The organism is Ruegeria marina (genome assembly GCF_900101475.1).
Taxonomy (GTDB): Bacteria; Pseudomonadota; Alphaproteobacteria; order Rhodobacterales; family Rhodobacteraceae; genus Ruegeria_B; species Ruegeria_B marina.
The window spans coordinates 189,782-211,052 of record NZ_FMZV01000003.1 but is presented as its reverse complement, the minus strand read 5'-3'; the positions used below and the strand labels follow the sequence as shown (position 1 = coordinate 211,052).

Below are 21,271 nucleotides of genomic sequence, written 5' to 3'. Positions count from 1 at the left end.
GCGGCGACCGAAAAAGGGTCTTTGCCTCTCTTGGCCTGCGGGCAATTCACTCCAGAATATTTGGAAAAGATGAAGCGCCCGTAAATGGGGGTGAAATTTAACTTGAAATTTTCATGAGAGTCGCTGCATGAATGAAATTCGAGAGAGATTTTTCACAAGCGAGGGGCGCGTTGAACAGCCAGTCTCCAGCCAGCGCGACACTCGGCGCGGATCTGCGCGCCCTGCGCAAGGCGCGCGGGCTGACGCTGAGCGATATTGCGGCAAGGCTGGGGCGGTCGGTCGGCTGGCTCAGCCAGGTCGAGCGTGATCTCTCCGAGCCCTCGATCTCGGATCTGCGCCAGATCGCGGGGGTTCTGGGCGTCCCGATGTCGATGCTGTTTGCCCATGCTGCCGCCCCGGCCGAGGAACAGGGATACGTGGTGCGGGCCGGCGCACGGCGACCCATGGGGTCAGGCGAGGAAGGGTTGATCGAGGAATTGCTGTCGCCGGATCTGACCGACGATTTCGAGATGGTGCATTCCACCTTTGCCCCGCATTCGCGGATGCAGACCCCGGCCAACCGCCCCACGCAAGAGGTGGGATACATGTTGTCCGGGCGGCTGGAACTGACCATCGGCGGGCGCGTCTTCTCGGTTGGGCCGGGTGACAGTTTCCGCATCCGCCACGAACCCTATCAATGGGCCAATCCCCATGACGAACCCGCCGTGGCCGTCTGGGTGATCGCCCCGCCGGTCTATTGAGGAGAACATCATGATCACCGGATCCTGCCTGTGCGGCGATATCAGCTTTGCAACGGCGGCCGAACCCCAGGGCGCCTCGATGTGCCATTGCGGTCAGTGCCGGCGCCAGTCAGGCGGCATCTGGTCCTCGGCCCATGTGCCCGAGGCAGAACTGACCATCACCGGCCTGGTCAGCTGGTTTGCCGCCAGCGACATTGCCAAACGCGGCTTCTGCGCGCGCTGCGGTTCTTTCCTGTTCTGGAAGGCCAATGACGAAGACACGATCAGCTTTTCGCTGGGGTCGGTCAATGGCCCCACCGGCCTGCGCCTGACCAAGCACATATTTGTCGCCGACAAGGGCGACTACTACGACATCGCGGACGATGCGCCGCAAAAGGACTAGGGAGTGAACATGTCCGATTTTCCCAACAAGGCCCGAGTGGTCATCATCGGCGGCGGTGTGGTGGGGGTTTCCTCGCTCTATCACCTGGCCAAGAAGGGCTGGACCGATTGCGTTCTGCTGGAAAAGAACGAGCTGACCGCGGGCTCCACCTGGCATGCCGCCGGCAACGTGCCGACCTTTTCGACCTCGTGGTCGATCATGAACATGCAGCGCTATTCGACCGAGCTTTACAGCCGTCTGGGCGCCGAGGTCGATTATCCGATGAACTACCACCAGACCGGCTCGATCCGGCTGGCGCATACACGCGAGCGGATGCAGGAGTTTGAACGCGCCGCCGCCATGGGCCGCTATCAGGGCATGGATATCCGCATCCTTACCCCGGACGAGATCAAGGACCACTATCCGTTCATCGAGACTCACGACATCGTCGGCGCGCTGTTCGATCCGCATGACGGCGATATCGACCCGGCGCAGGTGACACAGGCGCTGGCCAAGGGCGCCCGCGACATGGGGCAAAAGATCATCCGCTTCTGCCCCGCGACCGGCGTCACCCAGCAGCCCGACAACAGCTGGATCGTGCATACCGAAAAGGGCGACATTGCCTGTGACTACGTGGTGAACGCCGCCGGTTACTATGCCCAGCGCGTCGGCGAATGGTTCAAGCCCTATGGCGGGCGCACCGTGCCGATGATGGTGATGAGCCACCAATACCTGCTGACCGAGCAGATCCCCGAGCTGGAGGCCTGGTCGAAACAGAACGGCCGCAAACTGCCGCTTTTGCGCGACGTCGATGTGTCGTACTACCTGCGGCAGGAAAAGAACGGCATCAACATCGGCCCGTATGAGCCCAACTGCCGTGCGCATTGGGACAGCGACACGGATCCGATGCCGGACGATTTCAGCTTCCAGCTCTGGTCGGACGATCTGGACCGGATCGAGGACATCGTCGCCGACGCGATGGAGCGTGTCCCGGTGACCGCCACCGCAGGTGTCAGCCGGATCATCAACGGCCCGATCCCCTATGCCCCCGACGGGCTGCCGCTGATCGGCCCGATGCCCGGCGTTAAAAATGCGTTCGAGGCTTGCGTCTTTACCTTTGGCATCGCCCAGGGTGGCGGCGCGGGCAAGGTGCTGGCGGAATGGATCGTCGATGACCAGACCGAATGGGACATGTGGTCCTGCGACCCGCGCCGCTATACCGATTATACCGATCACGACTACTGCGTGAAAAAGGGGATGGAGGTCTATGGCAACGAATATGCCATGCACTTTCCCTGGCACCGCTGGCCCGCAGCCTCCGACAAGAAACTCTCGCCGGTCCATGCCAAGGTCAAGGAACTGGGCGGCGTCATGGGTGTGTATAACGGCTGGGAACGCGCCAACTGGTTCGCGCAACCTGGCGATGACACCTCCGAGGAAAGCACCCATACCTGGGGCCGCTCGGGCCCATGGGAGCAGCGGATCAAGGAGGAATGCGAGGCCGTGCGCGACCATTGCGGCGTGCTCGACCTGCCCGGTTTCTCGCGCTTCCTGGTCAAGGGCGCAGGCGCGGCCGAGGCGCTGCGCGGCCTGATCACCGGCGGCCTGCCCAAGGTGGGGCGGATGAACCTTGTCTACATCTCCGAAAGCCGTGGCCGGATCCTGACCGAGATGTCCTGCATCCGCCTGGGCGAGGACGAGTTTGTGATGATCACCGCCGCCACCGCGCAATGGCACGACCGCGACATCCTGCTGGGGGCCATGCCCGCCGGTGTCACGGTCGAGGATGTGACCACCACCCGCGACACGCTGATCGTCACCGGGCCGAAATCGCGCGAGATCCTGGCCGCGCTGTCCGATGCCGACCTCTCGCAGGGCTGGCTGACGCATCAGGCGGCCACCGTGGCCGGGCAACCCGCCTTCCTGATCCGGGTCTCCTTTGCCGGGGAACTGGGTTGGGAGGTACACGCGCTCAACGAGCACATGCCCGCGATCTACGACGCGATCCTTGCCGCCGGGGCCAAACCCTTCGGCATGTGGGCGCTGAACTCCCTGCGGATGGAAAAGGGCTACCGCGCGTGGAAGGGCGATCTGTCGACCGACTATTCGATGCTCGAAGGCGGGCTTGAACGCTTCGTCAAGCTCGACAAGCCGCAGGATTTCCCGGGCAAGGCCGCGATTTTGGCCGAAAAGCAGCGCGGCGTGAAGAAAAGCTTCGTCACCCTGCTGGTCGAGGCAGGCGACGCCGACGCGCCCTACATGTCCTGCCTCTGGCATGACGGGCAGATCGTGGGCGAAACTACCTCGGGCGCCTGGGGTTACCGCATCAACGCCAGCGTGGCGCTGGGCATGGTGCGCGCCGATCTGGCGGTGCCGGGCACCGAACTGGAGGTCGAGATCTACGGCGAGAAATGCCGCGCCGTGGTGCAGCCCGACGCCCCGCTCTGGGATCCGGAAAACGAACGGCTGCGCGCATGATCCTCCCTGCCACCATGTCCGGCGTTTATCTGACCCGCCACGGCGGGCCAGAGGCGCTGGAGTGGTGCGATGACATTCCCGTCCCGGCCCCCGGGCCGGGGCAGGTGCTGGTCCGAGTGCTTGCTGCCGGGGTCAACAACACCGACATCAACACGCGGATCGGCTGGTATTCGTCCGATGTCACCGGCGCCACCGATAGCGGCGAGACGGGTGAGGCAGGCGGCTGGGCAGGGGCACTGCACTTCCCCCGCATCCAGGGCGGCGACCTTTGCGGTCGCATCGTGGCACTGGGCGCGGGCGTGACCGGCTGGACCACCGGCCAGCGCGTGACCTGCCAGATCAACCTGCCGCGCCCGACGCCGGAAAACCCGTTCGGCTTCATCGCGCTCGGTTCGGAACTGGACGGCGCCTTTGCCGAATACTGCCTCCTTGAGGCGAATGACCTCTTCGACGTCACCGCCTCGCCCCTCTCGGACGTGGAAATCGCCGCCACGCCCTGCGCCTATGGCACCGCCTGGAACCTTCTGGCGCGCTGCGGCGTGGCGCAGGGCGACGCGGTGCTGATCACCGGGGCCTCGGGCGGGGTGGGGCTGGCCGCTGTGCAACTGGCCACGCATCTGGGCGCCCGCGTCACCGCGATGACCGCGCCTGCCAAGGCCGATGCCGTCACCGCCGCCGGGGCGACAGCCATCCTGGGCCGCGACGTAACCCCTCCGCCCGCCCGCTTCGACCGGGTGATCGACGTGGTCGGCGGCCCGCTCTGGCCCGATCTGATCCGCGCCCTGAAACCCGGCGGCCACTATGCCGTCTCGGGCGCCATCGCAGGGCCGATGGTCAGTGCCGACCTGCGCCAGATCTACCTGCCCGACATCACCCTCCACGGCGCCACCTACCAGCCGCGCGAGATATTTGCCCGCCTGATCGCCCTGATCAACGAGGGTTCCATCCGCCCGCTGGTTTCCGCCACCTATCCGCTCAACCAGATCGCCGAGGCACAGGCCGAATTCATGACCAAACGCCTGCCCGGCAAGATCGTCCTCATCCCCTCACAGGAGCAACCATGACCGACATCACCCTGCTTGATGGCTCCATCGGCCAGGAACTGGTCAAACGCGCGGGCAAGCGCCCGACGCCGCTCTGGTCCACCTCGGTCATGCTCGAAACGCCCGACCATGTCGGCGCCGTGCATCGCGATTATTTCGACGCGGGCGCCACCATCGCCACCACCAACACCTATGCGGTACTGCGCGACCGGCTGGAACCGGCCGGGATCGGCGACCGGTTCGAGGCGCTGATCGACACCGCGCTGACTCAGGCCGAAACCGCGCGCACCGCGCATGGATCGGGCCGCATCGCCGGCGCGCTGGGGCCGCTGGGCGCTTCCTACCGCCCCGATATCTGCCCGCCACCCTCCGAGGCCCAGGCGCTTTATGCCGACAGCGTGCGGGCGATGAACGACCGGGTCGATCTGTTCCTGATCGAAACCGCCGCCTCGGTCGCGCAGGCCGAAGGCGCGCTCAGGGGCGCGGCGTTGGGCACCAAGCCGGTCTGGCTTTCGGTCACCGTGATGGATGACGACGGCACCCGCCTGCGCTCGGGCGAAGGGGTGGGCGAATTGGCTGCCGTCGTTGCGCAATACCAGCCCCAGGCGGTGCTGGTGAACTGCTCCCGCCCCGAGGCCATGGCCGCCGCGCTCGACATCATCGCGGGCTTCGGCCTGCCCTTCGGCGCCTATGCCAACGGCTTCACCCGCATCACCGAAGCGTTCCTTGGAACCCGCCCCACGGTCGAGGCGCTCACCGCCCGCGTCGACCTCACGCCTTGGGCCTATGCCGATTTCGCCATGGGCTGGGTCGGGCAGGGGGCCACCATCGTCGGCGGCTGCTGCGAGGTCGGCCCCGACCACATCGCGCATCTGGCCCAGCGGCTTCGTGCCGCCGGGCACACCATCGTCTGAGGGTCCCCGCCATGACGGCCAAACGCAAACTGCGTCTGGTGAACCCGGACAAGAAGACCTGGCAATTTGACGTGATCGTCGCCCCCGGCTTCGTGCTGACCGAACTGGCGGGCCTTGTCGATGTGCTGCGCATTGCCAACCGGGTCTGTCCCAATCCGCCTTTTGCCTTTACCTATCGCTCGCTGCGCGGCGGCCTGATCGAAAGCAGTAGCGGCGCAGTGGTCGCGACCGAGCGGGTGCGGAGCCAGCCGCAGGCCGATTATCTCTTTGTCATCGGCAATACCGACCCCGACCAGCCCGACCTGTCACTGGGCCGGGTGGTGCAGGACTATACCTTTCGCGGCGCACAGGTGTTCCTGCTGGCCGAGGCCGCCAGCCGCTATATCAACGAACGCGGCAGCGCCGATCTGGCCACCCACTGGGAAAACGCCGCCTTTCTGCGCGAACGCGGCGCGCGCTTCGACGCGCGCTTTTCGATCGCCACCCAGCAGGGTCCGGTGATCACCTGCGCCGGAATGGGGGCCACCGTCGACGTGGCGCTCTCGGTGATCGGGCGGCATATCTCGGGACCGGCCAAGATGACCGTGGCCGACATCATGCTGCACGAACACATCCGCGATTTCGGCTCGATGCAGCCCGTCTCGGGCCTCAAGACCAGCGCCACCGGCGACGATGCGCTCGACCAGTGCATCAAGACCATGCAGGCCAATATCGAAGACCCCCTGCCGATCAACGAGATCGTCGCCGCCCTGGGCCTCTCGAACCGCTCGCTGGAGCGCAAGTTCAAGACATACCTCGGCACCACGCCCAACAACTTCTACCGCGAGATGCGGCTGGCCAAGGCCAACACCCTGCTTCTCCACACTACGCTCAGCGTCCGCGAGATCGGGCTGGCCTGCGGTTTCCCCAACGGCTTCTCGGCGGTCTACAAGAGTTTCTACGGCATCACACCCTTTGCCCTCAGACGGCAGAAGCGAACCGCCGCGCAGCGGTGATTTTTGCCGATGCCGTGACGTTTTTGATGGATTTCCTGTCGCCCGCCCGTGCCATTCTCGGGCAAATTCCAAGATCTGGAGACATACATGGCTGATCTTCCCATCCAGGCCCGCGTGGTCATCATCGGCGGCGGCGTCGTCGGCTGCTCGGTCGCCTATCACTTAACCAAGCTCGGCTGGAAAGACGTCGTTCTGCTCGAACGCAAGCAACTGACCTCGGGCACCACCTGGCATGCCGCGGGCCTCATCGGCCAGCTGCGCGCCAGTTCCAACATGACCAAGCTCGCCCGCTACTCGGCCGAGCTTTACATGGGGCTCGAGGCCGAGACCGGCGTTGCCACCGGCATGCGTCAGGTGGGTTCGGTCTCGGTTGCGCTCACCGCCGAGCGGCTGGAGGAACTCTACCGCAACGCCGCCATGGCCCGCGCCTTCGGCGTCCCGGTCGAGGAATTGTCGCCGGCGGAAGTCAAGGAGCGCTATCAGCATATCAACCTCGATGGTGTCACCGGCGGTGTCTGGCTGCCAACCGATGGCCAGGCTGACCCGGCCAATATCGCACTGGCGCTGGCCAAGGGCGCGCGCCAGCGCGGCGCCGTGGTCAAGGAACGGATCAAGGTCACCGGCATCGCCAGACAGGGCCGCCGGGTCACCGGCGTCGACTGGATCAGCGACGACGGGTCCGAACAGGGCCATATCGCCTGCGACATGATCGTGAACTGCGCGGGCATGTGGGGCCACCAGGTCGGCCGCATGGCGGGCATCAACGTGCCGCTGCAAGCCTGTGAACATTTCTACATCGTGTCCGAGCCAATCCCCGGCCTGACCCAGATGCCGGTTCTGCGCGTCCCCGACGAATGCGCCTATTACAAGGAAGACGCGGGCAAGATGATGTTGGGCGCGTTCGAGCCGAAATCGAAACCCTGGGGCATGGACGGCATCCCCGACAGTTTCGAATTCGACCAGCTACCCGAGGATTTCGACCATTTCGAACCCATCCTCGAGGCCGCCGTGAACCGCATGCCGATGCTGGGCAGCGCCGGCATCCACACTTTCTTCAACGGGCCCGAAAGCTTTACCCCCGACGACGCCTATCACCTTGGCCTCGCGCCCGAGATGGACAACGTCTGGGTCGCCGCCGGGTTCAACTCGATCGGGATCCAGTCGGCGGGCGGCGCGGGCCATGCGCTCAGCCAGTGGATGGACAGCGGCGAGAAACCCTTTGACCTGGGCGATGTCGACATTGCCCGCATGCAGCCGTTTCAGGGCAACAAGCGATATCTGGTCGAACGCTCGACCGAGACGCTGGGCCTGCTCTATGCCGACCATTTCCCCTTCCGTCAGAAAGCCACCTCGCGCGGGGTGCGCCGCACCCCGTTCCACGAACACCTCAAGGCGCAAGGCGCCGTGTTCGGCGAACTGGCAGGCTGGGAACGCGCCAACTGGTACGCGCGCCCGGATCAGGAACGCGAATACCGCTACAGCTGGCGGCGGCAGAACTTCTTCGACAACGTGGCCGAGGAACACAAGGCGATCCGCACCGGCCTGGGCATGTATGACATGTCCTCCTTCGGCAAGATCCGCGTCGAAGGGCCGGACGCCACCGCCTATCTCAACCATATCGCGGGCGGCCAGTTCGACGTGCCGGTGGGCCGCATCGTCTATACCCAGTTCCTGAACGCGCGCGGCGGGATCGAGGCCGACGTCACCGTCACCCGCCTGAGCGAGACCGCCTATCTGGTCGTCACCCCCGCCGCCACCCGCCATGCCGACCAGACCCGGATGATGCGCCTTGTGGGCGACTTCCGCGTGGTGATCACCGACGTGACCGCGGGCGAGGGCGTACTTGCGGTAATGGGCCCCAGGGCGCGCGAGCTGATGGCGCGGGTCAGCCCGAACGACTTCTCGAACGATGTGAACCCCTTTGGCACCGCGCAAGAGATCGAACTGGGCATGGGTCTCGCCCGTGTCCACCGCGTGACCTATGTGGGTGAGTTGGGGTGGGAAATCTACGTGTCCTCCGACATGGCGGGCCACGCCTTCGAGACCCTGTTCGAGGCGGGCCAGGATCTGGGCCTGAAACTCTGCGGCATGCATGTGATGGATTGCTGCCGGATCGAAAAGGCGTTCCGCCATTTCGGCCATGACATTACACCCGAGGATCATGTGCTGGAAGCGGGCCTGGGCTTTGCGGTCAAGATCGACAAACCCGATTTCATCGGCCGCGACGCAGTGCTGCGGAAGAAAGACGAGGGGCTGAAAACCCGCATGGTCCAGTTCCGCCTGACAGACCCCGAGCCGCTGCTCTATCACAACGAGCCGCTGCTGCGCGACGGCCAGATCGTCGGCTACCTCAGCTCGGGCGCCTATGGCCATCACCTGGGCGGCGCCATCGGCATGGGCTATGTTCCCTGCGAAGGCGAAAGCGCGGCCGAGGTTCTGGCCTCGACCTACGAGATCGACGTGATGGGCACCCGCGTCCGCGCCGCGGCCGCGCTCGCCCCAATGTACGACCCCAAGTCCGAGCGGGTGAAGGTCTGACCCGACGACCATACGGACAGGGAGGCAGGGGGCTCTGCCCCCGTCGCCTGACGGCGACTGCGCGGAGGTATTTTTGAAAAGATGAAGAGGCGGGCCGGCGCTGGCCCGCCTCCTGCACAAAACGGCACATCCGGAGTCCGAGCGACGTACGAAACGGTCAATTCACAGTACAAATCCGCCTTTAGGGCGACCGCCGCCCACTGCTGGGATCGGCGACTCATCACGGGTATTGATGACCGCCACACAGTTTTGTCGCTTTCCTTTTCCCGCCTTCACCTGCAATACACCTGCACAAGTGAAGGAGATCTCGGATGACCCAGACCCAGAACGTGGACACCCCGCGCGGCTTGGCGCTGGCCATCACGGCTTATCTTCTCTGGGGCTTTTTACCCTTGTATATGAAGATGTTATCCCACATCTCCCCGGTCGAGGTCGTGGCCCATCGCATTGTCTGGTCGGTGCCGGTAGCGGGTATCCTGCTGATCGCGCTGGGCCGGACACGAGACTTGCGCGCCGCGCTGCGCAACCCGCGCATGCTGGGCATGGCCTGTGTGACGGCGGCGCTGATCTCGGTCAATTGGGCGATCTACGTCTGGGCCATCACCAGCGGCCATGCGCTAGATGCTGCGTTGGGCTACTATATCAACCCGCTGTTCAGCATCGCGCTTGCCGCCCTCGTCCTGGGGGAGAGGCTCAATCTCACAAAAATTGTTGCGATTGTCCTGGCTGCCGGGGGCGTCGGCGTGTTGATTTTCGAGGCCGGGAAACTGCCCTGGGCGGCACTGGGTCTGACCGTCAGCTGGGGGCTCTATGCGCTGTTCAAGCGGTCACTGCCCATCGGCCCGAACCAGGGTTTCCTGCTCGAAGTGCTGATCCTGACACCTTTTGCGCTGGCATATCTCCTGTGGGCGTCAGGCCAGGGTTTGGGGTCGTTCGGCGCCACGACGCCAGATACCGTGTTGCTGGCCGGGGCGGGCGTGGTGACGGCGGTGCCGCTGCTGGTCTATGCCAATGCGGCTAAGCTGGTGCGCCTGTCGACCATGGGCATCCTGCAATACATCGTGCCGACGATGATCTTCGTCACAGCCATCACTTTCTTTGGAGAAGAGATCGATCGCGGCCGCATGTTCGCCTTCCCGATGATCTGGGCCGCGCTGGTGATCTATTCGGTGCCGATGCTGCGTCAGATGCGCCGCGCCTGAGCCTGAATCACCCGCGCCAGCCCCTCGGCCCAATGCGCATAGGCCAAGGCGCTGGGATGGTACCCGTCCCGCGCCGCCATCGCCGGGTCGGGCGGGATGTGCGGGCGGTGGTGGACCGCTTGCGGATAGCGCTTCAGCATGTTGGCGAGAGATCGGTCAAGTCTTTGGGATTGCTGCCCCAATACCCAGGACAATGGGTGCGGCAAGGCGGGGAAAAGTGCCATGTCCGGCACCGAGGTGACAACCACCAGCCGTGCCGCCAGAGGGCCGGTCAGCAGGTCCATCAGCGCCGCCTGCCGCGCGGCGAACCGCCGGGCCGGGATCGCGCGGGTGGTGTCGTTCACACCCAGCGAGGTCACTACAACGTCGAACCGGTCGGGCAGGGCCCGGAGCCGTGCAAGCGTATCGCTTGTGGTGTGGCCCGTGGTCGCCTCGACCCGCCAGTCGACGGTGAAGGTTTGCGCCAGCCGCGACACCAACTGACCGCAGAGCGCCAAATCCTGACTGTCCACGCCGACCCCAGCGGCGGCGCTGTCACCGGCAATCAGCAAGCGTAACGCCGGGCCGGATCCCGCTCGCCCCGCACGCGGCCCCGCCGGTTCGGCCAGCAACTGCGCCTTGCGGCGCACGGCCAGCCCCTGCGCGGCAAGCACTGGCAGCAGGGGAATACGCAGAACCTGGTCGATACCGATCAGCTCAGCGCCTCGCGAAACCTGAGGAACCGCGCATCGGTCTTCACGCGCGTATTCATCGCGTCGCGCAGCGCGCCCACGGTCTTGTACGGGCGCATGACCACTTCGAATTCCTGGATCAGCCCGGCGTCGTTCAGGGTGATCAGGTCCACACCCACCGCATCCAGATCGCCGACCTTGCACTGGAACTCCAGCGCCCAGTCGTTGCCCTCGCCCATGATCCGGCGATAGCGAAACTCGGAAAACACCAGCCCCACATGGCCCAGAACGGCGGCCACGGGATCGCGTCCGGTCCATGTCTTGTAATAAGTCGGCGGCAGGAAGCGCACGTCTTCGGCCAGCAGCGCATGGATCAGGCTTTCGTCGCCGTTGGCCACGACCTCCTGCATCCGGGTGATGGTGGGGTGCATCTGGGCTCTCCTCTCGGTTTCTGACCGTCAGCCTTGCCGAGCCCGCGCCGCGCTGCAAGGACGACGTTGCGGGAAGCGGTCACCTGCGCTAGGGCTGCGGGCATGTCCGATACCTATGACCCTCCCCAGGACCCTCTCGAGATCCTGCATGAGGATGCCGAACTGATCGTGGTGAACAAGCCGGCCGGCCTGCTGTCGGTGCCGGGCCGGGGGGAACACCTGGCCGATTGCCTGCTCAGCCGCGTGCAGGCGGCGTTTCCCGGTGCGCTGCTGGTGCACCGGCTTGACCGTGATACATCGGGCGTCATGGTCTTTGCCCAGACCTCGCATGCACAGCGCAACCTGAGCCGCCAGTTCGAAGACCGCAAGACCAAGAAGGCCTATGTTGCGAGGCTTTGGGGAAAGCTTGAACCCAGGACGGGCACCGTCGATCTGCCACTGATCGTGGATTGGCCCAATCGTCCGCGCCAGATGGTCTGTCATGACACCGGGCGCCCGGCCGTTACCGACTGGCGCGTGCTGCGCTACGAGGGCGACACAACGCGCGTGCGCCTGACGCCGCACACCGGCCGCTCGCATCAGTTGCGGGTGCATTGCCAGGCACTGGGGCACCCGATCCTGGGCGATCCGTTCTATGCGACGGGGGCTGCGCAAGACTTTCCCCGCCTGATGCTGCATTCCGAAGAACTGCGCCTCAAGCATCCCGATAGCGGCAAATCTCTGAGCTTCCGCGCCGCCGCACCTTTCTGAACGCTGTGCGACCGCAGTCGCGGGTTCAGTCGAAAACCGACAGGTCCAGTTCCAGCATCTCTCCCATCCAGATCGCCCGGTCGCGGTGATCGAGCAATTCCTCGCCAGTATTGGGGTGGACAAAGACGGTCAGCCCCTGCCGGTGCAGCATCAGCCAGGGAAGTACCTTGTCGAATGCTTCGGGGTGAAAGGCCAGTTGGCAGCTCCATCGCGGATGAGGGCCGACATTGCGGCGATGTACCCGGCCCATCTCGACAGGGAAACGCCGGGCGGCTTCTTCACAGACTTGCCGGGCCGTCTTTTCGGTTTCGGCGTCGAAATAGACATGGGCATGATAGCCCGTAATCGTCTGGGTCATCGGCGTCTCCTGTTCCTTTGCAGGCAGTCTGCCCGGCAGGGGGCACAGAAGCAATTACGCATCGGCGAACCGGGCTTGTGCAGATGCTCAACGCTTGCGGTGATGCAGTACCCGCCCGAGCGTGTTCATCAGCAATTGCGCGGCCAGGATCGAGGTGCAGCCGGTCTGGTCGTAATCCGGGGCGACTTCGACCAGGTCGATGCCGACGATATCGCCGCGTTTCGCCAGACCGTCGATCAGTTCCAGCACCTCGTAATAGAGGAACCCGCCATGGCTGGGGGTGCCGGTGCCGGGTGCGATCGACGGGTCGAAGGCGTCGATGTCGATGGTCAGGTAATACCGCACGCCTGCGGGGATACGGGCCAGCATCGCCTCGGTTCCCATGCGGCGGACATGGCGCACCGACTGGATGTCGGAGCCCATCGCACGGGCGTCGTCATAGCCGTCCTTGGCGGTGGACGAGACATTGCGGATGCCGATCTGGCTAAGCCCGGTGACATAGGGTTTCTCGGCGGCGCGGCGCATAGGGTTTCCATGGCCGTAGCGTACCCCGTGCCGTTCGTCGACAAAATCGAGATGCGCGTCGATCTGCACGACATGGATCGGGCCCTGGTCATCGAAGGCGTTGATGCAGGGGATATTGATCGAGTGATCGCCCCCCAGCACCACCGGCAAAGCGCCCGATTGCAGGATCTTGCGGACTCCGAACTCGATATTGGCATGGCTTTTCATCGTGTCGGTATGCACGATGTCGGCATCGCCGATATCGACGATGCGCACCTTGGCCGGATCGAGATAGGTGATGTCGTCCTCGAAGTCATAGGCGCCGGCATGTCCGAAGGAGAACAGTGTCGAGGCCTCGCGGATGGCGCGCGGCCCCATCCGGGCGCCCGAGCGCCATTGCGCGCCGAAATCGAAGGGAGCGCCAAGGATTGCCGCATCGGCGTCGATATTGTCCCAGTCCTCGACATAGGAATATTTGCCGAAGGTGCAGATGCCGACGAAAGGCAGGTTCAGCCGCCCGCCTTCATAGCCGTGTCTGGCCATGTCTTGTGCTCCTTGTACTTTGTTTCCCGCCAGTAAGCGGATCGGAGCGTCTCTTGTCCAGCATCAACCGCGACCGTTGACGGGTCGGGGGCGGCGCGGGTTTACTGGCGGTGACGATCAAGGGAGGGACCAGATGGCTGCGACACCACCTGTTTGCGACTTTGGCTGGAAAGCGCCGGATTTCACCTTGCCGGGCACCGACGGGCGCAGCCACAGCCTGTCCGGTCTGGCGGGCGAGGCGGGAACGCTTGTGATGTTCATCTGTAACCACTGCCCTTACGTCCTGGCTGTTCTGGACCGGATCCTGCGCGATGCGCGCGATCTACAGGAGTTGGGCGTTGGGGTTGTCGCCATCTGTTCGAATGATGCGGTTGCCTACCCGTCCGACAGTTTCGAGAACATGAAGATAATGGTGGCGGACAGGGCGTTTCCGTTTCCCTATCTGCATGACGAGGACCAGTCGGTCGCCCGCGCCTATGGGGCGGCCTGCACACCGGATTTCTTCGGCTTCAACGCCGCGCTGGAATTGCAGTATCGCGGGCGACTCGATGCGTCGCGCAATACGGCCGGGCCGGCCGACCTGCGCCGCGATCTGTTCGAGGCGATGAAGCAGGTGGCCGAGACGGGGCGCGGCCCGGCCGACCAGACTCCGTCAATGGGCTGTTCGATCAAGTGGAAGGCGGCCTGAGGCCGCCCCGCGTCAGCCTGCGGGCGCGTGCCGGTCGGGATGTGCCGCGGCAAAAGCCGGATTTGCGTTGCAGGCGGTTTCGACCGACAGGAGGCGCGGCATGTCGCTGATGTCTACCTCCCACCGGCGGGCGTTGTAGATCTGCGGCATCAGGCAGATGTCAGCCAGCCCCGGAGTGTCGCCGCAGCAATAGGGCGATTGTTCGAACCCGCCCAGCATGACTTCGAAGGCTTGCAGGCCGGGACGGATGAAATGGCGCATCCAGTCGCCGGGCATGCCCTCGGCGCCGCCGCTGAGTTCGGTGGCGTGGCGCGCAACCTTGAGGTTGCAGACCGGGTGAATGTCGATCGCGATAGCCTGCGCCAGCGCCTGCACCCTGGCGCGCTCTGCGGGGTCGGCGGGCACAAGACCAAGATTGCGGGTCTGGTCGAGATAATCGAGGATCGCGAGCGACTGGGTCAGTTGCAGCCCGTCGATGTCAAGCACCGGCACCAGCCCCTGCGGGTTGCGCGCCAGATGCTCGGGCGCGCGGTGTTCGCCCTTGACCAGATCGACCGGGACCGCGCGATAGGGGATCGCCGCGAGATTGAGCGCGATGCGCAGCCGGTAGCTGGCGGACGAGCGCCAGTAGTCGTAGAGGATCGTATCAGCCATCCGGTCGGTCCCTGCCAGATCGTTCGCACCCGTTCTAAGACCTTACGGATGTGATGTTAACCGGTTTTCCGCCACATGCGCCCGGCGGGGACCGCCGGGCGCGACAGTTTAGGGTCACTGTGCCTTGTTCAGTTCCTTGGCGTGCAGCCATGCGGCGTGCTGCGGCGCCTTCTTGGTGCGTGACCATTCTTCCAGCATGTCCCATTTGACCGCGTCCATCCGTTTCAGGAGCGCCTCTTCCTCCGGGTCCGGGCAGGCCAGTTCGATGCGGTGGCCGCTGGGGTCGAAGAAGTAGATCGAGTGGAAGATGGAATGGTCGGTGACGCCCAGGACCTCGACGCCATTGGCTTCCAGATGGTCCTTGAACTTCAGCAATTCTTCGCGGTCCTTTACCTTGAAGGCGATGTGCTGGACCCAGACCGGCGTATTCGGATCGCGGCCCATTTCAGGCTTGGTCGGCAGTTCGAAGAAGGCCAGCACGTTGCCATTGCCCGCATCCAGGAACAGGTGCATGTAGGGATCGGGCTCGTGCGTGGAGGGGACGTGATCCTCGGCGATGGCCAGGATGAAGTCCATGTTCAGCATCTTGCCATACCACTCGACGGTTTCCTTGGCGTCCTTGCAGCGATAGGCAACGTGGTGGATTTTCTCGATTTTCATGTCGGTTATTCCTTCAATGTGGCGGCATTGATCGCCTGGGTCAGGATGGCGCGGTCGCCGATATGGTTGGCCAGCACCAGAATGAGGCGCGCGTTCAGCGCGTCGCTCTCGGGCTTTTCAAGCCCTTCATGCGCCGCCAGAAGCTCGGCATAGAAGTCGTCGGCGCCATTGATGTTCGGGGTCAGGATCAGATCGGTCATGGGTGTAACTCCTTGCCGGTGGCCCGGCGGATCGCGTGCCGGAACTGGTTGTCGTCATAGCTGGGGCGGCGGGCAGCGACATGCTGGTCCGGCCGGATCAGATAGACGGCGCTGTCGTGCTCGCCCAAATAGCGGCGCTTGAGCTCCCATGTCGGGTCGTCCTTGACCGAAAGCGCAAGCCTTGTCACCTCGACCCCTTCTTCCTCGATCATGTCGGGGGCATCGGCGTCGATCGTCAGCAGGATGAACTTGTTCCCCAGCTTTGGAAGCAGGAACTCATCCCCCAGCGGGGCGTCGGGGCAGGGGCTGCCGGGCCGGGTACGGGCAGGGCCGTCCAGCAGGGCATCGGCCGAGTTCAGCGGTGAGCCGTCATAGGTGCAGGGCACCGACAAGCGCCCCGAGTTCACCAGCGGGCGGGCAAAGGCATATTGTTCGCTGAGATCCAGAACTGCATCGCGCAGGATGCGCGAGATCTCCGATTTTGGCGTGATGAAATCGGTCGACCGGGTCGAGTTCAGGATGTTTTCGTCGGCGCCCTGGATGCGTTCGTAATCGTAGCTGTCGAGCAGTGCTTCGGGCGCCTTGCCTTCCATCACCAGCTTCAGCTTCCAGATCAGGTTGTCGGTATCCTGCAGGCCCGAATTGGCGCCACGCGCGCCGAAGGGCGAGACCTGATGTGCGGCGTCGCCGGCAAAGATTACTCTGCCATGGCGGAACTTTTCCATCCGGCGGCACTGGAACGTGTAGATCGACACCCACTCTAGTTCGAACTTCACATCCTCGCCCAGCATCTCCTTGAGCCGCGGGATCACGTTCTCGGGGCGTTTCTCGCTCTCCTTGTCGATGTCCCAGCCCAGTTGCAGGTCGATCCGCCAGACCCCGTCGGGCTGTTTGTGAAGGAGCGCCGACTGACCCCGGTTGAAGGGCGGATCAAACCAGAACCAGCGTTCGGTCGGGAACTCGGCCTCCATGATCACGTCTGCAATCAGGAAATTGTCCTCGAACACCCGGCCCAGGAAGTCGAGCCCCAGCATCCGGCGGATCGGCGAGCCGGCCCCGTCGCAGGCGATGAGCCAGTCGGCTTCGAGCGTGTAGGAGCCTTCGGGCGTTTCCACCTCGACCTTGGCATGGTCGTCGTGTCGACCGATAGCCTCGACCTTGTTGCGGCCGCGGATCTCGATCGGGGCCCCTTCGGCCTGCAATTCGCGGACCCGGTTCACCAGGTATTCTTCGAAGTAATACTGCTGAAGGTTGATGAAGGCCGGGCGCTGGTGGCCGCCTTCGGGCAACAGGTTGAAGTCATAGACCTGACGGTCGTCGAAGAAGACCTTGCCGATGTTCCATTCCACGCCCTTGTCGACCATCGGCTGGCCGCAGCCGAGACGGTCAAGGATTTCCAGAGGGCGCTTGGCATAGCAGACCGCGCGGGAGCCGAAACTCACCTTGTCGTTGTCATCGAGTACCAGTACCTCGACCCCCTGCTGGGCGAGGTCGATGGCGGCGGCCAGTCCGATGGGGCCGGCCCCCACCACGATCACCTTGTGCCGGACCGGCGCGGGCGCGTCCTGATCCGGGCTACGCTCATAGGCGTAAAGCGGGACTTCGAAGATCTTGTTCACGGGTTCTCCTCCCATTTCCTTTCCGGGCGTCTGGCAATATCGCCCAGGCACACTCTCTCCGGTCTCCGGCGATGGTCTGCCGGAGGTCTGGTTTCATCGTCTCACTGTTTCGGGCAGGGCGACACGATCTGGATCAATGTCGCCCCGTGATCAGCCTTGCAGGGCTTCCCACATGTCCAGATCGCGCTGCGCGGTCCAGATTCGCGGCGTGTCGATGCCGCGCGCCTCGTCATAGGCGCGGGCAACGTTGAACGGCAGGCAATGCTCGTAGATCGCGTAGTCGGCGAACTTGGGGTCGCACTCGGCACGCACCGCGTCCCAGGCCTCTTTCAGCGAGCCGCCGCGGGCCGCGACGCGGGCCGCCGGACGATAGGTGCTCTGCACGAAATCGCGGGTGTTCTCGATGGCGGCGTTCACCATCTCCTTGCCGACCAGCGCGTCGCCCCGGCCCGGTGCGATGGCGTCAACGTCGAACCACGCGATGTTGTCCAGCGTGTTGCCCCAGTCGTTGAAATGCCCGTCGCCGCAATAGCAGGCCGAGTGGTATTCGACGATATCGCCGGTGAACATCACGTTCTGGTCGGGCACGTGGATCACCGCGTCACCCGCCGTATGGGCGCGACCCAGGTGCATGATGTCGACCCGACGCTTGCCCAGGTAGACGGTCATGCTGTCCGAGAAGGTGGTGGTTGGCCAGGTCAGGCCGGGAATGCTCTCGTGCCCTTCGAAAAGGCGGGGGAAACGCTGGAACTCGCTGTCCCAGTCCTCCTGGCCGCGCTCGACGACCATCGAGCGGGCGGTGTCGGACATGATGACCTGACCGGCGCCAAAGGCGCTGGCGCCCAGCACGCGCACGGCATGGTAATGGGTCAGCACCACATGCGAGATCGGTTTGTCGGTGACTTCACGGATACAGTCGATCACCTTTTGCGCCAGGCGCGGCGTGGCCTGCGCCTCGACCACCATGACGCTGTCGTCGCCGATGATGACGCCGGAATTGGGGTCCCCCTCGGCGGTAAAGGCATAAAGTCCTTCGCCGACCTCGGTAAAGCTGATCTTCTTCTCGCTCATATCGCCTTGCGACGCGAATGCCTTGGCCATTGGTCTATCCTCTTGCCGGTGTGCCGGAGGCGGGTATCGGATGCCTCCGGCGGGAGTATTTGGGAAAAGATGAAATCCGCGCTCTCATCTCTGGTAGGGGTTTTCGAGTGCGGGCAGCACCTTGCCCACGCAGTCGCCGAAGCCGATGGTATAGCCTTCGCCGCGGGCTGCCCCGGTCAAGGTCAGCGTGTCGCCATCCTCGATGAAGGTCCGTGTCTCGCCGGTGTCGAGCGTCAGCGGCTCCTTGCCGCCCCAGCTGAGTTCCAGGAGCGAGCCGCGCTCGGGCTTGGTGGCGCCCGAGATGGTGCCGGAGCCCAGCAGGTCGCCCACGTTCATCGGGCAGCCGCTGGTGGTGTGATGGGCCAACTGCTGCGCGGCGGAATAGTACATTTCCTTGTAGTTCGTCCGCGCGATGGTGGTGGCGGGCTTGCCCTCGGGGGCCATCGTGACTTCCAGCTCGATGTCATAGAGCATCGGGCCGCAGTCCTTGAGATGGTCGAGCAGTTCGAACTCGCGCGCGGGCGTGTCGGTGCGGAACGGCTCCAGCGCGGCCTTGGTCACGATCCAGGGGCTGATCGAGGTGGCGGTCGCCTTGGCCTGGAACGGCCCCAGCGGCTGGTATTCCCAGGCCTGGATGTCGCGCGCCGACCAGTCGTTGAGCAGCACGTAGCCGAAGATGTGATCGTCGGCTTCCTGCACCGTGATCGGCCCGTCCGAGGGGGTGCCGACGATGGCGCCCATCTCGAGCTCGATATCGAAGCGGCGGCAGGGCAGGAAGGCGGGCAGCGCATGGTCGGGCGATTTCAGCTGGCCCCAGGGGCGGCGGACGGGCGTGCCCGAGACCACAACCGAGGAGGCGCGGCCATTGTAGCCGATGGGGATGTGCAGCCAGTTCGGCGGCAGCGCGTTCTCGGGGCCCCGGAACATGGTGCCGACGTTGAAGGCGTGGTTCCGGCCGGCATAGAAATCGGTGTATTCGCTGACCACAAGCGGCATGTGCAGCGTGGCCTCGGCCATCGGCACCAGCAACGGTTCGACAGCGTCCCGCTGTTTCGCGCCTGCCGCCAGCAGCGCGGTCAGCCGGTCGCGCAGGGCCGCCCAGACGGCGGGGCCTTCCTCCATCAGATCGTTCCAGTAGGGGACGTCGAAGAGAGGGTAGTCGGCAAGCGCCACGAGCCCTTCGGCTTCGGCGGCCGCCAGGTCGAGGATCATGTCGCCGATGGCTACCCCGCAGCGCGGTTCGTCATCACCGGTCGAGAACACGCCATAGGGCAGGTTGTTCAGCGGAAAGGGGTGCTTCGGATCGTTGGCCGAGGCTACCCAGGATTTCTTCAGGGTCATGTCTTCTCCAAACAGATGTCGCGGGCGGGACCGAGATTTTTCGACGAAAAATCTAGGCCCCCTCGCCCGCAGCTTATTTCTTGCCGGGGGTGCCGTCGAACTTCTTCTCCAGCGATGTCCAGCAATCGATGTAATCGTCCTGCAGCGGCGCCTCGCGGGCGGCGAACTCCGTCAGGTGCTGGGGAAAACGGGTCTCGAACATGAAGGACATGGTATGGTCCAGCTTGTCGGGGCCGAGATTGGCGTTTGATGCCTTCTCGAACGCTTCCTTGTCCGGTCCATGCGGTAGCATCATGTTGTGCAGGCTCATGCCTCCGGGGACAAAGCCCTGCGGCTTGGCGTCATACTGGCCATAGATGTTGCCCATCAGTTCGGACATGATGTTCTTGTGATACCACGGAGGACGGAAGGTATCTTCCATCACCATCCAGCGCTCGCGGAACAGCACGAAGTCGATGTTCGCGGTGCCCGGCACGTCCGAAGGCGCGGTCAGTACGGTAAAGATCGACGGGTCGGGATGGTCGAACAGGATCGCGCCGACAGGGCAATAGTTGCGCAGGTCGTATTTGACCGGGGCGTAATTGCCATGCCAGGCCACCACGTCGAGCGGGCTGTGGCCGATCTTGGTGGTGTGGAACTGACCGCACCATTTCACCGTCACCGTCGAGGGCGCCTCGCGATCCTCGAAGGCTGCCACCGGCGATTTGAAATCGCGCGGATTGGCCATGCAGTTGGCGCCGATCGGGCCACGGCCCGGCAGTTCGAATTTCTGGCCGTAGTTCTCGCAAACAAATCCGCGGCAGGGGCCTTCGAGCACCTCGACCCGGTAGACGAGGCCGCGCGGGATGATCGCGATTTCCTTCGGTTCGATGTCGATGATGCCAAGCTCGGTGGCAAAGCGCAGCCGGCCCTCCTGCGGGACGACCAGAAGCTCGCTGTCGGCGGAGAAGAAATATTCATCCACCATCGACTCGGTCACCAGATAGACATGGCTGGCCATGCCGACCTGAGTGTTCACGTCGCCAGCCGTGGTCATGGTGCGCATGCCCGTCAGCCAGGTCAGCCCCTCGCCCGAATGCGCCACCGGGTCCCAGCGGTACTGGCCCAGGCTGATCACGTCATCGACCACATGCGGGGCCGATTTCCAGTAGGGCAGGTCGATCTTCTCGTAGCGGTGCGAGTGCTTGACCGAGGGCCGGATGCGATAGCACCAGGTGCGCTCGGGGCGGGTGGCGGTAAAGGCGGTGCCACTCAGCTGCTCGCCATAGAGGCCATAGTTGCATTTCTGCGGGCTGTTCATGCCCTGGGGCAGGGCGCCGGGCAGGGCTTCGGTTTCGAAATCGTTGGCCCAGCCGGGCATGTAGCCTTCGGTGGTGCCGGCGGCGGTGGCCGCCTGTGTCATGTGATGCGGGTCAATCGGACGGTTCATTCGCGCGTTCCTCCGTTTACTGCTTGTCGGATAATAGTTGATTTTGTAACT

At 64.3% G+C, this 21,271-nt stretch carries 21 protein-coding genes; 10 read left to right on the top strand and 11 right to left on the bottom strand.

Translation table 11 applies throughout. The annotated features are described in order from the left end of the window. Positions 1–170 precede the first annotated feature (170 nt). From BLT75_RS05690 to rarD, 8 genes are all read left to right on the top strand, one after another. Positions 171–740: a helix-turn-helix domain-containing protein gene (locus BLT75_RS05690; protein ID WP_093028599.1), complete on the top strand. Its 570-nt coding sequence runs from the start codon at positions 171–173 to the stop codon at positions 738–740. Positions 741–750: 10 nt separating this feature from the next. Continuing rightward, a complete protein-coding gene (locus tag BLT75_RS05685; RefSeq protein ID WP_093028597.1) occupies positions 751–1,122 on the top strand; it encodes a GFA family protein in 372 nt (123 codons plus the stop codon). Between the two features lie 9 nt (positions 1,123–1,131). Continuing rightward, complete coding sequence (locus BLT75_RS05680) at positions 1,132–3,579, top strand: GcvT family protein (protein ID WP_093028595.1); 2,448 nt, start codon at positions 1,132–1,134, stop codon at positions 3,577–3,579. Further along, positions 3,576–4,643 (top strand): alcohol dehydrogenase family protein, encoded by a 1,068-nt coding sequence (locus BLT75_RS05675; RefSeq protein ID WP_093028593.1) that lies wholly within the window; start codon positions 3,576–3,578, stop codon positions 4,641–4,643. The genes BLT75_RS05680 and BLT75_RS05675 overlap by 4 nt, the downstream gene beginning before the upstream one ends. After that, positions 4,640–5,536 (top strand): homocysteine S-methyltransferase family protein, encoded by an 897-nt coding sequence (locus tag BLT75_RS05670; protein WP_093028591.1) that lies wholly within the window; start codon positions 4,640–4,642, stop codon positions 5,534–5,536. The genes BLT75_RS05675 and BLT75_RS05670 overlap by 4 nt, the downstream gene beginning before the upstream one ends. An 11-nt stretch (positions 5,537–5,547) precedes the next feature. Beyond that, positions 5,548–6,531 (top strand): GlxA family transcriptional regulator, encoded by a 984-nt coding sequence (locus BLT75_RS05665; RefSeq protein WP_093028590.1) that lies wholly within the window; start codon positions 5,548–5,550, stop codon positions 6,529–6,531. 87 nt (positions 6,532–6,618) lie between these two features. Beyond that, positions 6,619–9,069 (top strand): GcvT family protein, encoded by a 2,451-nt coding sequence (locus BLT75_RS05660; RefSeq protein ID WP_093029067.1) that lies wholly within the window; start codon positions 6,619–6,621, stop codon positions 9,067–9,069. Positions 9,070–9,380: 311 nt separating this feature from the next. Further along, positions 9,381–10,271, top strand: coding sequence for an EamA family transporter RarD (rarD, locus tag BLT75_RS05655; protein WP_093028588.1), 891 nt, complete (start codon positions 9,381–9,383; stop codon positions 10,269–10,271). Here rarD and BLT75_RS05650 read toward each other — a convergent pair. Beyond that, complete coding sequence (locus BLT75_RS05650; RefSeq protein ID WP_245706375.1) at positions 10,253–10,900, bottom strand: SGNH/GDSL hydrolase family protein; 648 nt, start codon at positions 10,898–10,900, stop codon at positions 10,253–10,255. The two genes, rarD and BLT75_RS05650, sit on opposite strands and share 19 nt — an antisense overlap. A 62-nt stretch (positions 10,901–10,962) precedes the next feature. Beyond that, a complete protein-coding gene (locus BLT75_RS05645; RefSeq protein WP_093028586.1) occupies positions 10,963–11,373 on the bottom strand; it encodes a nuclear transport factor 2 family protein in 411 nt (136 codons plus the stop codon). A gap of 102 nt (positions 11,374–11,475) precedes the next feature. On the opposite strand from BLT75_RS05645, the gene BLT75_RS05640 reads away from it, so the two are divergent. Next, on the top strand, positions 11,476–12,123 hold the full coding sequence (locus BLT75_RS05640; RefSeq protein ID WP_093028584.1) for an RluA family pseudouridine synthase: 648 nt from the start codon (positions 11,476–11,478) through the stop codon (positions 12,121–12,123). Positions 12,124–12,148: 25 nt separating this feature from the next. Here BLT75_RS05640 and BLT75_RS05635 read toward each other — a convergent pair whose 3' ends face one another. Beyond that, the gene (locus tag BLT75_RS05635) at positions 12,149–12,481 is read right to left on the bottom strand and encodes a DOPA 4,5-dioxygenase family protein (protein ID WP_093028582.1); all 333 of its coding nucleotides are present in this window, start codon (positions 12,479–12,481) and stop codon (positions 12,149–12,151) included. A gap of 87 nt (positions 12,482–12,568) precedes the next feature. Then, positions 12,569–13,528, bottom strand: a complete 960-nt coding sequence (gene speB / locus BLT75_RS05630) for an agmatinase (protein ID WP_093028580.1) — start codon at positions 13,526–13,528, stop codon at positions 12,569–12,571. A gap of 133 nt (positions 13,529–13,661) precedes the next feature. Here speB and BLT75_RS05625 point away from each other — a divergent pair, with 133 nt between their 5' ends. Next, the gene (locus tag BLT75_RS05625) at positions 13,662–14,216 is read left to right on the top strand and encodes a thioredoxin family protein (RefSeq protein ID WP_093028578.1); all 555 of its coding nucleotides are present in this window, start codon (positions 13,662–13,664) and stop codon (positions 14,214–14,216) included. A gap of 12 nt (positions 14,217–14,228) precedes the next feature. On the opposite strand, the gene maiA is transcribed toward BLT75_RS05625, so the two are convergent. From maiA to hmgA, 7 genes are all read right to left on the bottom strand, one after another. Further along, positions 14,229–14,870: a maleylacetoacetate isomerase gene (maiA, locus tag BLT75_RS05620; RefSeq protein ID WP_093028576.1), complete on the bottom strand. Its 642-nt coding sequence runs from the start codon at positions 14,868–14,870 to the stop codon at positions 14,229–14,231. 114 nt (positions 14,871–14,984) lie between these two features. Next, positions 14,985–15,530: a VOC family protein gene (locus BLT75_RS05615; RefSeq protein ID WP_093028574.1), complete on the bottom strand. Its 546-nt coding sequence runs from the start codon at positions 15,528–15,530 to the stop codon at positions 14,985–14,987. Between the two features lie 5 nt (positions 15,531–15,535). Further along, entirely contained in the window at positions 15,536–15,730 is a 195-nt protein-coding gene (locus BLT75_RS05610; RefSeq protein ID WP_093028572.1) for a DUF2783 domain-containing protein, read from the bottom strand. Next, positions 15,727–17,349 carry an FAD-dependent oxidoreductase gene (locus BLT75_RS05605; RefSeq protein WP_093029063.1) on the bottom strand — a complete coding sequence of 541 codons (1,623 nt, stop codon included), beginning with the start codon at positions 17,347–17,349 and terminating at the stop codon, positions 15,727–15,729. Before BLT75_RS05605 ends, BLT75_RS05610 begins: the two co-directional genes overlap by 4 nt. 150 nt (positions 17,350–17,499) lie before the next feature. Beyond that, a complete protein-coding gene (locus tag BLT75_RS05600; protein WP_093028570.1) occupies positions 17,500–18,450 on the bottom strand; it encodes an MBL fold metallo-hydrolase in 951 nt (316 codons plus the stop codon). Positions 18,451–18,534: 84 nt separating this feature from the next. Next, a complete protein-coding gene (gene fahA / locus BLT75_RS05595; RefSeq protein WP_093028568.1) occupies positions 18,535–19,791 on the bottom strand; it encodes a fumarylacetoacetase in 1,257 nt (418 codons plus the stop codon). Between the two features lie 73 nt (positions 19,792–19,864). Beyond that, positions 19,865–21,220 (bottom strand): homogentisate 1,2-dioxygenase, encoded by a 1,356-nt coding sequence (hmgA, locus tag BLT75_RS05590; RefSeq protein WP_093028566.1) that lies wholly within the window; start codon positions 21,218–21,220, stop codon positions 19,865–19,867. Positions 21,221–21,271 lie beyond the last annotated feature (51 nt).

Bases quoted from the DNA above. Each gene is read 5' to 3' on its own strand.
- BLT75_RS05660 (WP_093029067.1), top strand. From the start codon at position 6,619: ATGGCTGATCTTCCCATCCAGGCCCGCGTGGTCATCATCGGCGGCGGC.
- BLT75_RS05680 (WP_093028595.1), top strand. From the start codon at position 1,132: ATGTCCGATTTTCCCAACAAGGCCCGAGTGGTCATCATCGGCGGCGGT.
- fahA (WP_093028568.1), bottom strand. From the start codon at position 19,791: ATGACCCTGAAGAAATCCTGGGTAGCCTCGGCCAACGATCCGAAGCAC.
- rarD (WP_093028588.1), top strand. From the start codon at position 9,381: ATGACCCAGACCCAGAACGTGGACACCCCGCGCGGCTTGGCGCTGGCC.
- BLT75_RS05640 (WP_093028584.1), top strand. From the start codon at position 11,476: ATGTCCGATACCTATGACCCTCCCCAGGACCCTCTCGAGATCCTGCAT.
- maiA (WP_093028576.1), bottom strand. From the start codon at position 14,870: ATGGCTGATACGATCCTCTACGACTACTGGCGCTCGTCCGCCAGCTAC.
- BLT75_RS05615 (WP_093028574.1), bottom strand. From the start codon at position 15,530: ATGAAAATCGAGAAAATCCACCACGTTGCCTATCGCTGCAAGGACGCC.
- BLT75_RS05670 (WP_093028591.1), top strand. From the start codon at position 4,640: ATGACCGACATCACCCTGCTTGATGGCTCCATCGGCCAGGAACTGGTC.
- speB (WP_093028580.1), bottom strand. From the start codon at position 13,528: ATGGCCAGACACGGCTATGAAGGCGGGCGGCTGAACCTGCCTTTCGTC.
- BLT75_RS05645 (WP_093028586.1), bottom strand. From the start codon at position 11,373: ATGCACCCCACCATCACCCGGATGCAGGAGGTCGTGGCCAACGGCGAC.
- BLT75_RS05610 (WP_093028572.1), bottom strand. From the start codon at position 15,730: ATGACCGATCTGATCCTGACCCCGAACATCAATGGCGCCGACGACTTC.
- BLT75_RS05625 (WP_093028578.1), top strand. From the start codon at position 13,662: ATGGCTGCGACACCACCTGTTTGCGACTTTGGCTGGAAAGCGCCGGAT.
- BLT75_RS05675 (WP_093028593.1), top strand. From the start codon at position 3,576: ATGATCCTCCCTGCCACCATGTCCGGCGTTTATCTGACCCGCCACGGC.
- BLT75_RS05600 (WP_093028570.1), bottom strand. From the start codon at position 18,450: ATGGCCAAGGCATTCGCGTCGCAAGGCGATATGAGCGAGAAGAAGATC.
- BLT75_RS05635 (WP_093028582.1), bottom strand. From the start codon at position 12,481: ATGACCCAGACGATTACGGGCTATCATGCCCATGTCTATTTCGACGCC.
- hmgA (WP_093028566.1), bottom strand. From the start codon at position 21,220: ATGAACCGTCCGATTGACCCGCATCACATGACACAGGCGGCCACCGCC.
- BLT75_RS05685 (WP_093028597.1), top strand. From the start codon at position 751: ATGATCACCGGATCCTGCCTGTGCGGCGATATCAGCTTTGCAACGGCG.
- BLT75_RS05665 (WP_093028590.1), top strand. From the start codon at position 5,548: ATGACGGCCAAACGCAAACTGCGTCTGGTGAACCCGGACAAGAAGACC.